Source organism: Ancylomarina subtilis, from assembly GCF_004217115.1.
Taxonomy (GTDB): domain Bacteria; phylum Bacteroidota; class Bacteroidia; order Bacteroidales; family Marinifilaceae; genus Ancylomarina; species Ancylomarina subtilis.
The window spans coordinates 72,865-88,024 of record NZ_SHKN01000002.1 but is presented as its reverse complement, the minus strand read 5'-3'; the positions used below and the strand labels follow the sequence as shown (position 1 = coordinate 88,024).

Below are 15,160 nucleotides of genomic sequence, written 5' to 3'. Positions count from 1 at the left end.
AAATCGAAGCATGAAAAAACTCATTTTACCATTACTCTGTTGTTCAGTGATGGTTTCCTGTTCAAAAAAAAGAACAAAAATGCACTATCCTATTTCAAAAAAAGTAGACACAACCGATGTGTATTTCAACACAAAAGTTGCCGACCCTTACCGATGGCTCGAAGATGATAATTCAGACGAAACAAAAGCCTGGGTTATCGAACAAAATAAAGTGACTGATACTTATCTGAATACAATTCCTTTCAAAGGAAAAATAAAAAAACGTTTGACTGAGGTTTGGAATTACCCTAAAGTAGGTGTCCCTTTCAAAAAAGGTGAATTGTATTTTCATTACAGAAATAATGGCTTGCAAAACCAATCGGTACTTTTTGTTCAATCGAAACTCGAAGATGAAGCCCGCGTTTTACTTGATCCCAATCAACTTTCTGATGACGGAACGGTGGCTCTTGCCGGCATTTCAGTTTCAAGCGACAGCAAATATTTAGCTTATCTGATTGCCAGATCCGGCTCCGACTGGAACGAAGTTTACGTTAAGGATATTGCAACTGGTAAGGATATCAGTGATCATTTGATGTGGATTAAATTCTCGGGCGTTTCATGGTATAAGGATGGTTTCTTTTATGGCGCTTATGATGCTCCAAAAACGGGAACTGAGCTTTCAAATTCAAACGAATACCACAAGGTTTATTACCACAAACTTGGCAATCAGCAATCCGAAGATAAACTGATCTATCAGGACTCCAAATTTCCTAAGCGCTTATACGAAGCTTCGGTTACCGATGATGAAAAATATCTGATTCTATCGGCAATGTCAGCCTCTCATGGGAATGCTCTTTATTTTAAAGAACTTGACAAAAAGAATTCTGATTTTAAACTCATTACTGACGAAATGAGCTTCGATCACAATGTAGTTGATGATATAAATGGGAAATTATTGATGTACACCAACAATGGCGCTCCAAAATATCGTTTGGTTTCTGTTGACATCAATAAGCCGGAAAAAGAAAATTGGACCGAGCTTATTCCTGAAAAAGAAAATGTATTAAATGGGGTGAAACTCGCAGGAGGTAAAATTATAGCATCCTACATGCAGGATGCCTATTCAAAAATCGAAATTCTGAATATGGATGGCAGTTTCAATTACGATTTTGAATTACCGGGAATTGGAACAGCTGGTAGTTTTTCTGGCAAAAAAGATGAAGATACGGCTTTCTACAGTTTCGAATCCTTTACATCACCTGAGATTGCATACAAGTATAATTTCAAAAGCAAAAAGTCAGAGATCTTATACCAACCCAAAATCAACTTTAATCCGGAAGATTTTATTACCGAACAAAAATTTTATACCAGCAAAGACGGCACTCAGGTTCCCATGTTTATCATTTATAAAAAAGGAACAAAACTGAATGGAAATAACCCGTGCTTACTCTATGGTTACGGTGGATTCAACATCAGTTTAACGCCATATTTCACGCCTCGACGCTTGGTGTGGTTAGAGAATGGCGGTGTTTATGTGGTTGCAAACCTACGCGGGGGTGGTGAATACGGCGAAGATTGGCACCAGGCTGGAACTAAAATGAATAAACAGAATGTATTCGACGACTGTATTTCTGCTGCCGAATATTTAATTCAAAATAAATATACAAACCCAAAGAAACTCGCACTTAAAGGCGGATCAAACGGCGGCCTGCTTGTGGGTGCGGTGATCAATCAACGTCCCGATTTATTTCAGGTGGCAATTCCGGAAGTCGGTGTGATGGACATGCTGCGCTACCATAAATTCACAATTGGTTGGGCTTGGGCTGGCGATTATGGCACCAGTGCTGATAGCGAAGAGATGTTTAAATATTTGTATAACTACTCACCTGTTCATACAATAAAGGATCTGGATTACCCGGCTATAATGGTGACAACGGCTGACCATGATGACCGTGTGGTTCCCGCACATTCATTTAAATATATAGCCACGCTTCAGGAGAAATATACAGGAGATAACCCCGTTATAATTCGAATTGAATCAAAAGCCGGACATGGAGCAGGTATGCCGACTTCAAAGCAAATTGAAGAATATGCAGATATTTGGTCATTCATTTTTTACAATATGAATATCAGTCCGGATATTAAATAATTCAAAGAAAATTGAATTCAATTTCTGAGAGTAGTCATTTTGATTTTTTTATCAACAATGGCTACTCTTATTTTTAAAAAAGCCTATTATTTACGCTTCATTTTATATTTTTACGAATCCAAATCAGAAACACACATTTAATGGATTATAATTTTATCGTCATCGAAGGAAATATAGGTGCCGGAAAAACATCTTTATCAAATAAAATTGCTTCAGAATTCAATGCAAAGCTTATCCTTGAGCAATTTGCAGAGAACCCTTTCCTACCTAAATTTTATCAGGAGCCAGAGAAATACTCTTTCCCTCTTGAAATGTCTTTCCTCGCCGATAGATATAATCAATTAAAAAATGAGTTAAGTGAACAAGATTTGTTCAAGTCGTTCACCATCTCTGATTACTACTTTATGAAGTCTTTGATTTTCTCAAAGCAAACACTTCAGGATGATGAATACAAGCTGTATAGCCAGTTCTTCCATATCATCTACAACTCTTTACCCAAACCTGACCTATATGTCTATCTGCATTCGGATGTAGAAAAACTCTTGGAGAATATAAAAAAACGTGGACGGAATTACGAACAGGATATCACTGCTGACTATCTTCTGAAAATTCAAAACAGTTATTTTTCTTTCTTCAAACAACAACAAGATCTCAATTTCTTAGTTATAGATACGAATAAGATCGATTTCATAAATAATGAATCTGATTATTTAAAAATCTGTGATGTGATTTTCAACACTAAGTGTGAAAAGGGACTCAACAGAGTCATAATCTAACATATACTATTCAAATATAGTTAAGAGGATAACATGGAGCTGAATAAATTTTCTTAAATTTGTTAGCATATCCGTTTTAATTAATTACAACAACATATTTAAGTTATTATCATGAAAAAAATCAAGCTTAATCACGTAGCAGCTATGCTACTAGCAGGAGCCTTACTTTCTGGTTGTGCCGGAATGAGTAAGATGAAAAAAAATGCAAGTGACATTGATTACAATGTAACACCTGAAATTCTTGAAACTCACGCTGGGAAAGTTGATGTTGAAGTTAGCGTTAGAATACCAGCTAACTATTTCAACAAAAAAGCAACCTTAATTGCAACTCCGGTTTTAAAATTTGAAGGTGGTGAAAAAGCTTTTGCTCCTAAAACTCTTCAAGGTGAGAAAGTTCAAGGAAATGCAACGGTAGTACCATACGAAACTGGTAAAACCATTACTTATAAAGGAAGTATCGATTACGAAAAGGCAATGCGTATTTCTGATCTTGAAGTTAGAATGACAGCTCAAAAAGGTGAAAAGTCATTGGATTTTGATCCTGTAAAAATTGCTCAGGGAGTAAAAGCAACTGCAACTCTTGTACAAAACAAACCTGCTAATATTATTGGTAAGGATGCTTTCCAAAGAATTATTGCAGAAACTAAAGAGGCTGATCTTCATTACCTAATCAACAGCTCTAAAGTTCGTTGGTCAGAAATGAAAAGTGAAGATATCAAAGCGCTTAGCGAATATTTCAAAGCTGTTGAAGCTGACGCGAAAAAAGAATACAAAGGTATCGAAGTTTCTGCTTATGCATCACCTGATGGAGCTGAAGACTTCAATGAGAAGTTAGCGAACAAGCGTGAGGTGACTTCTTCAAAGTATATCAAAAAATCAATGAAGAAAGCGAAACTTTCTGATTATACTAACGAAGACTTCTTCAAATCTAAGGTAACTCCTGAAGACTGGGATGGTTTCAAAAAATTAATGCAAGCGTCTAACATCAGAGATAAGGAATTGATCCTACGTGTTCTTTCTATGTACTCAGATCCTGAAGTACGTGAAAAAGAGATCAAGAACATTTCTGCTGCTTTCACTGAAGTTAAAAAAGAAATTCTTCCTAAATTGAGAAGAGCTAAATTTCTTGTAAACGTTGATAACATTGGTAAATCAGATGATCAAATTAAAGATCTAGCTAAAAACAATCCTGCAGAACTAAACGTTGAAGAATTGCTTTATGCTGCAACTCTTACCAAAGTAGCAAGTGAGAAATTAGCAATCTACTCAACAGCTAAAAAACAATTTGCTGGTGACTGGAGAGCTCATAACGATGCTGGTATGGTTTTATTCGGAATGGGTAAAATTGACGAAGCTAAAGCTAACTTCGATAAAGCAGACCAACTTTCAGCTAACAACCCTGTTGTAAAAAACAACCTAGGTGCTGTTGAATTGGTTAAAGGTAACGTTGCTGAAGCTGAAGTTTTATTCGGTGCAGCTACAGGTGCTGGTAAAGAAGTTAACTACAACTTGGGTATTGTTGCGATCATGAAAGCTCAGTACGACCTAGCAACTCAGCAGTTTGGTGAGTGCTATGCTGTAAATTCTGCTTTAGCAAACATCTTAGCTGGAAAATACACTGTTGCTCTTGAGAAATTGAACAAGAACACAAGTGATGACGCTATGGTTGATTACCTAAAAGCAATTGTTGGTGCAAGAACTAACAACAACAACTTAATTTTCTCTAACTTGAAATCAGCTACGGCTAAGGATGCTTCTTTAAAAGCTTTCGCTAAGTCTGACCTTGAATTCTATACTGTTTTTGAAAATGAAGAATTTAAAGCGATTGTTGAGTAATTAAACTCAAATCAAAGCATATTAAAAACGGCTCTCTTTAGGGCCGTTTTTTTGGTTTATAAACTTGATAGGTTAATATCCATTCGTCATCAATCCATCTAAAATTAGACAAAGTATAGATAGATCTGAAGGATATTTTATATCTTAGCCCCACTGAAATTTCTCCATTTTGTAAACTATGATACTTTTGAAATAAAAGAGCTGGACACATAAACTCTGGAAGAAGCATCATCTTTTTTAATATTGAATTCAACACACCTGCAATATGGAAATCATCATCCCTAAAAAACTAACAAATAACTACCAGAGCTATCTATTCTTTACTGAATTACAAGCTTCTACAAAGCAGTTGATTAAAACTGAAATCGTATTCGATTTTCAGGAAACAAAACTCATAGAATCCAATCTGTTTGCAGTTTTAGGTAGTCTTATTATGGATCTTGAGAGACGCCGCAATAAAGTACGTCTTATAAATTTTCAGGATTCCATTCTTAACCTCTTCTACACCAAAAAGATGGTAAAAGGCGGGATGAAAAAAGATGTTTGGAAAAGTCTGATCAAATGCCAATTCTTCTCAAGTCCTGATGAAGAACAATTGACAGATTACCTCGAAAATAAAATTTTCCCTGAACGACCTGCCGTTGCCCTTAACCCTCAACTGAAAATGGCAATCGAGTTATGCGTAGCCGAGATATTCCGAAATGCTTTTGCACACAGCAATCGTAAGGAGGTTTTCATTTCGCATTACGTATCGGTTCACAACAAAAAGCTAATCATCAGTATCGTGAACAAGGGTGCAAACATGCAACAACTGGCAACTTCTGCACTAAAGAAAGCTCAAAATGGGATGGGTGCGATTAAATGGGCCGTTGAGTCAGGCTCAACATCAAAACCTTTCAAGCACAATGGGATGGGTTTGTTTACCATTCGCCAGTTTATTGAGCAGAACGATGGTAAAATTCAGATTATATCAGGCAATGGCGTATGGAAACAAGTGAAGCACCGCAAGTTCTCTAAACTCACGCGCAAAGAGTTCCCAGGGACTATTGTAACCTTAGAATTCAATGTCTAAACAGAAAGTCTGAATTGTACTTTTCAATTCAGACTCAGAGATAATTGATTAAAACCTCAACTTCGAAAATAAATCCCAAAGTACAATACCACAACTCACTGAGATATTGAACGAATGCTTGGTACCAAACTGCGGAATTTCGATACAAGATTCTGAAGCATCAACAATAGCTTGTTGTACCCCTTTTACTTCGTTTCCAAAAACAAAGGCATACTTTTTATCCGATTCAATCTGAAAATCAGGTAAAGATATTGAGTTCTCGGCTTGTTCAATCGCATAAACATCAAACCCCTTTGCCTTAAGGTCAGCAACAGCATCTTCTGTTCTCTCAAAGTATTTCCAGGCCACAGAATCTTCAGCACCTAAAGCTGTTTTATGCAAATCGCGATGCGGTGGTGTCGCCGTAATACCACACAAATAAATGGCCTCAACCAAAAGGGCATCAGAAGTACGAAAGACCGAACCAATATTGTTTAAGCTGCGCACATTGTCCAACACAATAATAAAGGGTGTTTTCTCTGCCGTTTTAAACTCATCAATACTTTTGCGATTCAGCTCGCTGTTTTTCAACTTCCTCATCTTGATCTAATATATTTATTTGTGTGCGCGAATTTAATACTAAAAAGCTGGAATAAAAATTAAAGGTTTAATCCCATGCGAATCTTAGCCAAGATCATAAAAGAAGAAGCCTTGCAAATCAGCAGATCAGCAAGGCTTCTTTTATAATATATCGTTTGGCTTACCAGTTAACCGCTTTACGACGGATAGGCATGGTCATACAACGTGCACCACCACCACCACGAGGCAGCTCTGATCCATCAAGTGTAATCACATACTTTTCGTAGTCAGCCAGGTTTATCTTATGGCTAATCACGTCGTCAGCAGGAATAATTTCGAAACCATTCTTGTTCATTTCTTCCATGGTGTAGATATTACGAGCATATCCAACCACCTTACCTGGTCCTACAGCAAAGAAGTTTGCACCTGAATGCCACTGCTCTCTTTCCTGATTCCAAGGTTCTTTAGTTCCACCACAATAAATTGGTTTCAACTCCATACCAAGCTTCTTAAGGGCTTGCAACAAATTGTTTTCTCTCTTGATATTAACAACCTTCCCATTCTGGATGGTAATATGAACCGTTTGATATTTGTTTGGACGAATAATCAATGGCTCGTAAACCATACACTTATCCTTATCTAGCAAAGTAAACACCATATCAAGGTGAATAAACGACTCTGGATGCGATGGCAATTCCTGTACCAGAATATGACGTTGTTTCTCTTCTTTCTGCGAAAGCAGTTGAGCTAAAATAAAGTCAATCCCTTGAGTTGTCGTACGCGTACCGTTACCAATGATCAAAATATCTTCACGAGCGATTAAAACATCTCCCCCTTCAATCATACAGTTAGGGTCCATGTTTGGATTATCGATAGGATTAACCGTTTTTGCTTTGAATCCTGGTGTATAATCGAAAATAGCCTGCATAATCAATGATTCACGGTCACGAACCGCATTGGCCATCTTACCAATTAAAACCTCATCAACAACAGACATTGAAGCATCACGAGTAAAAAAGAAATTGTGAAGCGGACGCATTGCATAACGCTCTTTGCTTAAAAATTTGGTCAAGTTGTCGCGGGTTAAAGTAACTCCCTCAATCAATAATGAAGCCAAGTCATCAGCCGTTTGATCCAAAAGAATATCTTTAATACAGTAAGTGTTTCCTTTTACTGCGAGTTCTGGCTCAATTTTGCAAACCTTATCTATAACGATCTCTTTAACCTTATCGTCTTTTAAAATATTCGCCAATAATTCTTTTACCTGATAGGTTTGAGTGATTTCATTCAATGATCCACTTAATTGCTTGTATTCTTTTTGCGCTACTGAAAGGTTAAGAATATCACTATAGAGAGCTCGTTCAGCATTCTCAGGTGTCATATTCTCAACTTCCGATCCTGGTGTATGAAGGATCACCCCTTCCAATTCTCCAATTTCTGATCGAACATCTAATTCTACGTACTTAGTCATGCCCTATTATGTTTTAATTCTAGTCGTTAAACGACTGATGTTTGTTGTCGTACAATTCTATTAATAATTTGCAAATGAAAGAAAAATAAAGGGCATTGAAAAGGATTGCAGCAAAGATTTTTTTCTTCTCAGGCTCATTTTTCAAAAAAGAGACCTTTTATCTCTAAGCTAAACACTTAGGACAAAATCAATAAGGCAAAATTACTGTTATATAGATTATTTTAGTCCTCTTGACAAAACAATATCAGCGAGACATCACATTGCATTAAAAAGTTTCATAATCAATATTATTAACGCACTCTAAAATCTCACATTCAATTTTTGAATCCATTTCTTAAACATAGACGAAATCTAATGCGTATTTTCGTAAAAAGACAAATTAAAATTCCAAGCCTTTATTGCGATGCACAAACAGATTCATATATATTTCATTCTTATCTTAAGCTTCATCTTTGGGGGACACACCAATGGTTTTGGACAGGTTGTTCAGGAACAAAAACAAAGAGTTGTTGCTGTTCAGGATTCCAATCTGCATGTCAATCTTAAAGAGATTAAAATAAGAGGGCACAAACGATCCAAAAGAAAATATTACCGATCCTCTCGCAGGTATTGGCGAACCGTTCGTAATCTTCGGATTGTATATCCCTATGCCGAAAAGGCTAATCAAACAATCAGTCAGCTTAACGAAGATTTAAAACATATTCATTCAAAAAGAGAAAGACGAAAATTGATTAGACAGGAATATAAGGGGCTGATGAAAGCCTATAAAAAGCCTCTTATGCAACTAAAAATTTCGCAAGGGAAACTCTTGATGAAACTTATTGATCGGGAAACCGGGAGCACATCCTACTATCACTTAAAAGAATTGAAAGGATCAACCACGGCTTTCTTTTGGCAAACAATTGCCAGTATGTTTGGCACATCGCTTAAATCGGAATACAAACCCGAAGGTCGGGATTGGATGGTTGAGGAAATTCTTGAGAGAATGAAAAATGGAGAAATACCACCGCCACGCAAGCTAAAACTCAACATTGAAAAAGAGCTATCAGGGAAAGACAAAAAGTAGTTACATCTCTGTTCTTAGTTTTCCTATGATCGCATCAACTTCGGAATCGAACAATCCAATTTTATCCAAATAATCAGAAGCCTCATCCATATCCTTTCCTTTCAGAAAATCATAAAGAACTTGCCCATTCGCTTCTTTTTCATCCTGAATTGTCATTCTAAAACCAATTAGCTTTTTTTCAAAAGTCTTTTCCCATGAATAAGCCTTCATGATGACAACTTGAATCAAAAGAGATAAAAAGGCAAAGAATAAAATTAAAGTTCCAAAAGACAGGTCATCGGATAAAAACAACATCAAAAAACTAAAAATTACCGAAGAAATAAAGGCAGAAAGCATCCCCATCCCAATGGTCAGATCATTGAAATACTGAGAATGATGTTTTAATTTCTTTTTAACTGAAGTATAATAAACAAGCCAGGTCAGGAACAAATTTAAGCTCAATGAATAAAGAATTGCGCTAACCTGTGGAGCTGAATTCAAGGAGAAAAAGACGCCTGCAAACAATGCTATATTCGAAAAGATGAAGGTGTAAATGTGGTTTCCTCCTACGTCTTTGGTATTTCTATTTTTCATCAATCTTAAATTAAACAAACCTCAAATATAACTCCCCACTGATACGTAATCAAATGGGGAGTTCATTTTATTCTGTATCGGGTAAATTACATTTCCATTATCGTTTTCACAACATTCTCAGCCCCTTGACCAATTTGAGCAATGGTCGCGTCGAGCATATAACAAGGCGTAGTCACAATCTTATTCTTTACATCGATAACCACTTCGCCATGACCGGCTTGTTTGTGATGAGAGCCCATCACCTGAATCGCCCCAGCTGTTCCTGCATCATTTCCAATAGTTACTTCGGCACCAGTAATCACTTTTGCAATTAAAGCCGGAGCAATACAAAGGGCTGCAATTGGTTTTGAGGCTGCATGCATGGCCTTTAAAACTTTTTCAACGCCTGAATTCACCTTACAATCAGCCCCGTCAAAAGCTAAGGAACACAAATTTTTAGCCGCACCATATCCCCCGGGGAATAAAATCGCATCAAAATCATTGGCATCAAATTCTGTTAAATCTTTAATCTGACCTCTGGCAATTCTTGCCGATTCAACCAAAACATTTCTGGTTTCGCTCATCTCTTCACCCGTAAGATGATTCACAACATGATGCTGATCGATATTGGGAGCAAAAATTTGATATTCTCCCCCATTCTTAGAAATTGCGTACAATGAAAGTGTCGCCTCATGAATTTCAGATCCATCATACACACCCGAACCTGATAATACCACTGCAATTTTCTTATTTGTGTTCATAGCAAAGTCAATTAATTATTTTGTTTTTTTGTCTTAATCTCTGAATCGTAAATCGTCCTATTTTTATGACGAATCAACAAGAATAAAGATAAGCATTATAGCGGTTTTTTACGAAACGAGAACAGGCTTATTTCCACTAAATATTCAACAAAAAAGACATATCAAAATAAAATCATATTTCTAATTCATGCAAAGTCAGATATTTCTTTTGTCGATTAAAGCTTTAAACTTAAATTTGAAACTTGAATGACTAAATTTAAAGATATGATTACAATAGAAACTTTGGTGTTTAATCAGTGGCAAGAAAACACCTATTTATTATACGATGAGACAGGAGAAGCGGTCCTTATTGACTGTGGCGTTTTTTATCAGGAAGAGGGAAAAAAACTTATTAATATCATTGAAAAAAAGGGACTTAAACTGGTTCATTTATTGAATACACATCTCCATATCGACCATGTTTTTGGAAATCAATTCATGAAAGATCAATTCGGCCTAACAACCAAAGCACATAAAGCTGATGAATTTTTATTGGCAGAAGCTCCAAACTACGGCGTTCGCTTAGGCCTTGAAAATGTTGTTGAACCACCAGCAATGGGAGATGCCATTAAAGAGGGGGATATCATCCGATTTGGAAACTCTGAACTGAAAGTCCTTCACGTTCCAGGTCACTCACCAGGACATGTTGTTTTCTATAACGAAGCCCAAAAATTTGTGATTGCTGGTGATGTCTTATTCCGCGAAAGTATTGGCCGAACCGATTTACCCTATGGTAATTTCGAAGATCTTATCACAGGTATCAAAACCAAACTTCTGGTTATGGATGATGATGTCACAGTACATCCTGGTCATGGTCCTATTACGACTATCGGACACGAAAAAAAGAATAATGTATTTCTAAGAAGCTAATTGTTTCATCAATCCGTTTTTCAAGATATACAAATCAATAAATCCCTTCATCACGAAGGGATTTTTTATAGATCAAAATAAAGTTACGAATGAAAAAGTATCTTCTTTCAATCCCATTTTTAGCCATACTGGCTTGTCTGCTTTGGGCAACACCATTTGCTGCCATCAAAATTGGATTGAAATACACAACTCCTCTGAACTTTGCAGGAATTCGCTTCTTTATTTCCGGTCTGTTAATTCTGCCTTTCATCCCTGAATTCCGAACAAAACTTCGGACTTTAAGTCCCAAATCCTGGAAATTGATTATTCAGGTAGCTCTTCTACAAACAACATTTCTCTACGGCTTGTTTTATACAGGAATCAATTACCTGCCGGGAGCTTTAGGTGCTATGCTGATTGGAGCACAACCCCTATTTGCCGCTATCATGGCACATTTGATGATGAAAAATGATAAGATGACTTTATCTAAAGTCTCATCTATTCTTTTGGGCATGCTGGGCGTTTGTATCATCAGTCTGGGACGAGCCGATTTTATACTAACCACCACCATTCCACTAGGTGTTGGAATTTTAGTCCTCAACAACATTGTTGGTAGTATGGGAAATGTGATTGTTGCCCGTGACACCCGAGACATTCCTCCACGAATCCTCGCTTCATTTTCAATGATACTGGGCGGTCTCATGCTGATTCTAATTTCTATTCCTGTGGAACATCCCAAGTGGGAAATTCACCCCAATGAGTATTATTATGCTTTAGGATGGTTAGCAATCGTATCTGCAATGGCAATTACCATCTGGTTTGGCCTTTTGGGGCGTGAGGGTGTTAAAGTCTCCAACTTAAACACATGGAAATTTATAATTCCCATATTTGGAGCCTGTATCAGCTGGTTGGTTTTACCCAACGAAAATCCGGATCTTATTTCAATCCTGGGGATGACCGTCATCGCTATTAGTCTCTTGATGCTAAACTATTTTAACAAGAAAAAGACTAAAAATTAATCTTCTTATTGAAATATAACAATTAGGTCATCGCGCATCCTCAATTATTTTTTTGATTTTATTTAACAACAAAATCGTTTTCTCAAAACTGATAAATACTATCTTTAGATAGACTAAAAGTTCGAAAAAGAACAAATATCTAATTTATGGGAAAACTAATAAGCATATACATAGAGGATCTGGACGAAAAAAGATTTTATCCCTTGGGAACCAGTTTGCAGACCATCTTAGATGACGTTTCGTCACAACTCAACATGACGGTTTTAGGAGCGATCGTCAATAATAAACTTAAAGAACTGACCTACGAAATATACAAACCCAAGAATGTTAAATTTATAGACTACACAGATCCTGCTGGTAAAAGAATGTATATGCGTTCGCTTACTTTCATTCTTTACAAAGCGATTCAGGACGTATTACCCAATGTTGGTTTTAGAGTTGAGCATTCTATTTCGAATGGTTTGTATTGCAGAATCAAAGACAAAAACACAATACTAACCCAGGAAAACATTGCAAAAATAAAGCTCAGAATGCTTGAGATTGTAAGGGCAGACATCCCTTTCGAAAGACAGGAAATGGAAACCGAAAAAGCCATTGAGCTATTTGAATCTCAAGGTTTGCATGAGAAAACAAATCTGCTTCTAACCCGGGGAAATATTTACACATCGGTTTACAAACTTGACACAACGGTTGATTATTTCTACGGATTCTTACTTCCACGTACCGGATTATTAGAGGTCTTTGATCTGCAACATTATTACAACGGCATGTTGCTGTTGCCTCCGGATAAGAAGAATCCAAATGAAGCCAAGCAAATTCTGCAACAAGAAAAAATGTTGCAAATCTTTAGTGAGTATAAGCGTTGGGGAAAAATTCTAAAAATCTCAAATGTCGGCGATTTAAATCGAAGTGTGGAAGAAAAAAAGATCTCAGAGCTTATTAAGATCTATGAAGCCATGCACGAGAAAAAAATCTCGCAAATTGCAGATCGCATTCGCAAAAAATGGAAAAAAATTAAAATCATTTTAATTGCAGGTCCTTCCTCATCAGGAAAAACAACCTTTGGAAAAAGATTAGCCATCCAACTCAAAGTAGCTGGTATTGAACCCATAAACCTGTCTCTGGACAATTATTTTGTGGACCGGGAGCACACCCCTCTGGATGAAAATGGAGAATACGATTTTGAATCCATTGAAGCACTGGATGTCAAACTGTTCAATCAAAACCTTCAGGAACTCCTGGATGGTAAAGAAATCCAACTCCCCAAATTTTCATTCGAAAAAGGGAAACGAACTTACAATGGAGATAAACTAAAGATTAATGGGAAAAATGTATTGGTCATTGAAGGTATTCATGCCTTAAATCCCAAACTAACGTCTTTAATCTCTGATGAAGTCAAATTTAAAATCTATATCTCAGCCCTAACATCTATCTCGATTGATGGTCACAACCGAATTCATTCGACTGATAATCGACTGATTCGCAGAATCATTCGCGATTATCGTTACCGAAGTTATTCAGCTCTGAATACAATCAAACGTTGGCCAAGTGTGAGAAATGGAGAAGAGAGAAATATTTTTCCTTATCAGGAAAATGCTGATGTGATGTTTAATTCAGCCTTACCCTATGAACTCGGCGTACTTAAAAGCCATGCCGAACCCATATTGAGACAAGTACAACCCAATCAACCTGAATATTCCGAAGCAAATAGATTATTGAAATTCTTCAGCTATTTCATTCCTATTGCTGATAATGAAATTCCAAAAAATTCACTCATGAGGGAATTTCTAGGCGGGAGTACTTTCGAATACTAAGTGATTATCCTGCTCATACTATGCGATCATAAATATCAATTTATGGTCGCATTTTCATTTCCGAGTATTGAATCGATACCTGAATGAGTAGGCATCAATTACTGATATTTTTATTTAATAACTCATTCTTTCAAAAAGATTTCTCACATACTAAAAACTCAAACACCTGAAAACAAAGTGATTTCACAAAACAGAACGGCACATTTATAATCACTTACAAATAATAAGTTAACCTGAATAAACTCAATCCTATTCTAAATTAGAAATGTTGATAAGTTTTTGAATCGTTGATAAGTAGGCAGTCCGGAATTGTTAATAAGTCTCCCAATACAAAACGTATTTTTGAGTTATCAACAGTCTAAAGCTAGTAAAACAGGGGTACCTGAAAGTTATTAACAATTTATCAACATTGTTGATATCTTGTTAATATCCAGTCTGTAAGTCAATTTTTATTTTGTTTGACTTTTACTAAATTATTGGAGATGAAAAATCCCGCTTCCTGACGAAAACGGGACTGCAAATATAGACTAATTCGTTTAAAAACCGACTTGAAAAGATCCATTTTTTCAATAAAAATGGGCCTTCCAGCCTAACTACCTCTTCATCAATCGATCAATATCACGTTTATGATCTTTTTGTTTTAAACTTTCACGTTTATCGTAGTTCTTTTTACCTCTACATAGTGCAATTTCAAGCTTTGCAAAGCCTTTTTGAGTAATAAATAAGCTTACGGGAACAATAGAAAGACCAGACTCTTTCGTTTTTCTTTCCAACTTATCAAGCTCTTTTCGATTAAGCAACAGCTTACGTTCACGTTTTTCTTCATGATTGTAATAGCTACCAAATCTGTATTCGGCAATATGCATGCCTTTCACATACAATTCACTGTTCGTAAAATAACAATACGAATCGACCAAACTGGCTTTCCCTGCGCGAATCGATTTTATTTCTGTTCCAAACAACTGAATGCCGGCAACAAATTTCTCAATAAATTCATATTCAAAACTGGCACGCTTATTTCTTATGTTGATTTTTTGCATTTTCTATTCTATTTAAACTCCGTCCCAATACCAATTGGAAAACACCCTACTGTTTCGATAAACAACAAGCTCGTATTTTATTACCCGCAAAGTTAGTATTAATTAACGAACAGTTATTGCCTTAGTCACAAAGCAAATCATTTCACCTACATCTTAAATGGAAAATCAAAAATAGACAA

13 protein-coding genes are annotated in these 15,160 nt (G+C 36.4%); 8 read left to right on the top strand and 5 right to left on the bottom strand.

Annotation, left to right across the window (positions count from 1 at the left end):
- Nucleotides 1–10 precede the first annotated feature (10 nt).
- The 4 genes from EV201_RS11325 (at nucleotide 11) to EV201_RS11310 (ending at nucleotide 5,812) form a co-directional block, all read left to right on the top strand.
- Entirely contained in the window at nucleotides 11–2,128 is a 2,118-nt protein-coding gene (locus EV201_RS11325) for a prolyl oligopeptidase family serine peptidase (protein WP_130307766.1), read from the top strand.
- A 140-nt stretch (nucleotides 2,129–2,268) separates the two neighbouring features.
- On the top strand, nucleotides 2,269–2,904 hold the full coding sequence (locus EV201_RS11320) for a deoxynucleoside kinase (protein WP_130307765.1): 636 nt from the start codon (nucleotides 2,269–2,271) through the stop codon (nucleotides 2,902–2,904).
- Nucleotides 2,905–3,015: 111 nt separating this feature from the next.
- Entirely contained in the window at nucleotides 3,016–4,740 is a 1,725-nt protein-coding gene (locus EV201_RS11315; RefSeq protein ID WP_130307764.1) for a tetratricopeptide repeat protein, read from the top strand.
- Nucleotides 4,741–5,005: 265 nt separating this feature from the next.
- Nucleotides 5,006–5,812, top strand: coding sequence for an ATP-binding protein (locus EV201_RS11310; RefSeq protein WP_130307763.1), 807 nt, complete (start codon nucleotides 5,006–5,008; stop codon nucleotides 5,810–5,812).
- 48 nt (nucleotides 5,813–5,860) lie between these two features.
- Here EV201_RS11310 and EV201_RS11305 read toward each other — a convergent pair whose 3' ends face one another.
- On the bottom strand, nucleotides 5,861–6,391 hold the full coding sequence (locus EV201_RS11305; protein ID WP_130307762.1) for an RNA methyltransferase: 531 nt from the start codon (nucleotides 6,389–6,391) through the stop codon (nucleotides 5,861–5,863).
- 160 nt (nucleotides 6,392–6,551) lie between these two features.
- Nucleotides 6,552–7,841, bottom strand: coding sequence for an arginine deiminase (locus tag EV201_RS11300; protein ID WP_130307761.1), 1,290 nt, complete (start codon nucleotides 7,839–7,841; stop codon nucleotides 6,552–6,554).
- Nucleotides 7,842–8,244: 403 nt separating this feature from the next.
- Here EV201_RS11300 and EV201_RS11295 point away from each other — a divergent pair, with 403 nt between their 5' ends.
- Nucleotides 8,245–8,907, top strand: a complete 663-nt coding sequence (locus EV201_RS11295; RefSeq protein WP_130307760.1) for a DUF4294 domain-containing protein — start codon at nucleotides 8,245–8,247, stop codon at nucleotides 8,905–8,907.
- On the opposite strand, the gene EV201_RS11290 is transcribed toward EV201_RS11295, so the two are convergent.
- Together EV201_RS11290 and elbB are read right to left on the bottom strand one after the other, a co-directional pair.
- Nucleotides 8,908–9,480: a hypothetical protein gene (locus EV201_RS11290; RefSeq protein WP_130307759.1), complete on the bottom strand. Its 573-nt coding sequence runs from the start codon at nucleotides 9,478–9,480 to the stop codon at nucleotides 8,908–8,910. It abuts the gene before it with no gap.
- An 86-nt stretch (nucleotides 9,481–9,566) separates the two neighbouring features.
- Entirely contained in the window at nucleotides 9,567–10,220 is a 654-nt protein-coding gene (elbB, locus tag EV201_RS11285) for an isoprenoid biosynthesis glyoxalase ElbB (protein ID WP_130307758.1), read from the bottom strand.
- A 246-nt stretch (nucleotides 10,221–10,466) separates the two neighbouring features.
- Here elbB and EV201_RS11280 point away from each other — a divergent pair, with 246 nt between their 5' ends.
- The 3 genes from EV201_RS11280 to EV201_RS11270 all read left to right on the top strand — a co-directional run bounded on the left by EV201_RS11280 (nucleotide 10,467) and on the right by EV201_RS11270 (nucleotide 13,941).
- The gene (locus EV201_RS11280) at nucleotides 10,467–11,129 is read left to right on the top strand and encodes an MBL fold metallo-hydrolase (RefSeq protein WP_207224472.1); all 663 of its coding nucleotides are present in this window, start codon (nucleotides 10,467–10,469) and stop codon (nucleotides 11,127–11,129) included.
- Between the two features lie 89 nt (nucleotides 11,130–11,218).
- Complete coding sequence (locus EV201_RS11275) at nucleotides 11,219–12,127, top strand: DMT family transporter (RefSeq protein ID WP_130307757.1); 909 nt, start codon at nucleotides 11,219–11,221, stop codon at nucleotides 12,125–12,127.
- A 146-nt stretch (nucleotides 12,128–12,273) separates the two neighbouring features.
- On the top strand, nucleotides 12,274–13,941 hold the full coding sequence (locus EV201_RS11270; RefSeq protein WP_130307756.1) for a nucleoside kinase: 1,668 nt from the start codon (nucleotides 12,274–12,276) through the stop codon (nucleotides 13,939–13,941).
- Between the two features lie 593 nt (nucleotides 13,942–14,534).
- On the opposite strand, the gene smpB is transcribed toward EV201_RS11270, so the two are convergent.
- Nucleotides 14,535–14,981: an SsrA-binding protein gene (gene smpB, locus EV201_RS11265; protein ID WP_130307755.1), complete on the bottom strand. Its 447-nt coding sequence runs from the start codon at nucleotides 14,979–14,981 to the stop codon at nucleotides 14,535–14,537.
- Between the last annotated feature and the right edge of the window lie 179 nt (nucleotides 14,982–15,160).

Bases quoted from the DNA above. Each gene is read 5' to 3' on its own strand.
- EV201_RS11325 (WP_130307766.1), top strand. From the start codon at position 11: ATGAAAAAACTCATTTTACCATTACTCTGTTGTTCAGTGATGGTTTCC.
- EV201_RS11320 (WP_130307765.1), top strand. From the start codon at position 2,269: ATGGATTATAATTTTATCGTCATCGAAGGAAATATAGGTGCCGGAAAA.
- EV201_RS11315 (WP_130307764.1), top strand. From the start codon at position 3,016: ATGAAAAAAATCAAGCTTAATCACGTAGCAGCTATGCTACTAGCAGGA.
- EV201_RS11310 (WP_130307763.1), top strand. From the start codon at position 5,006: ATGGAAATCATCATCCCTAAAAAACTAACAAATAACTACCAGAGCTAT.
- EV201_RS11305 (WP_130307762.1), bottom strand. From the start codon at position 6,391: ATGAGGAAGTTGAAAAACAGCGAGCTGAATCGCAAAAGTATTGATGAG.
- EV201_RS11300 (WP_130307761.1), bottom strand. From the start codon at position 7,841: ATGACTAAGTACGTAGAATTAGATGTTCGATCAGAAATTGGAGAATTG.
- EV201_RS11295 (WP_130307760.1), top strand. From the start codon at position 8,245: ATGCACAAACAGATTCATATATATTTCATTCTTATCTTAAGCTTCATC.
- EV201_RS11290 (WP_130307759.1), bottom strand. From the start codon at position 9,480: ATGAAAAATAGAAATACCAAAGACGTAGGAGGAAACCACATTTACACC.
- elbB (WP_130307758.1), bottom strand. From the start codon at position 10,220: ATGAACACAAATAAGAAAATTGCAGTGGTATTATCAGGTTCGGGTGTG.
- EV201_RS11280 (WP_207224472.1), top strand. From the start codon at position 10,467: ATGACTAAATTTAAAGATATGATTACAATAGAAACTTTGGTGTTTAAT.
- EV201_RS11275 (WP_130307757.1), top strand. From the start codon at position 11,219: ATGAAAAAGTATCTTCTTTCAATCCCATTTTTAGCCATACTGGCTTGT.
- EV201_RS11270 (WP_130307756.1), top strand. From the start codon at position 12,274: ATGGGAAAACTAATAAGCATATACATAGAGGATCTGGACGAAAAAAGA.
- smpB (WP_130307755.1), bottom strand. From the start codon at position 14,981: ATGCAAAAAATCAACATAAGAAATAAGCGTGCCAGTTTTGAATATGAA.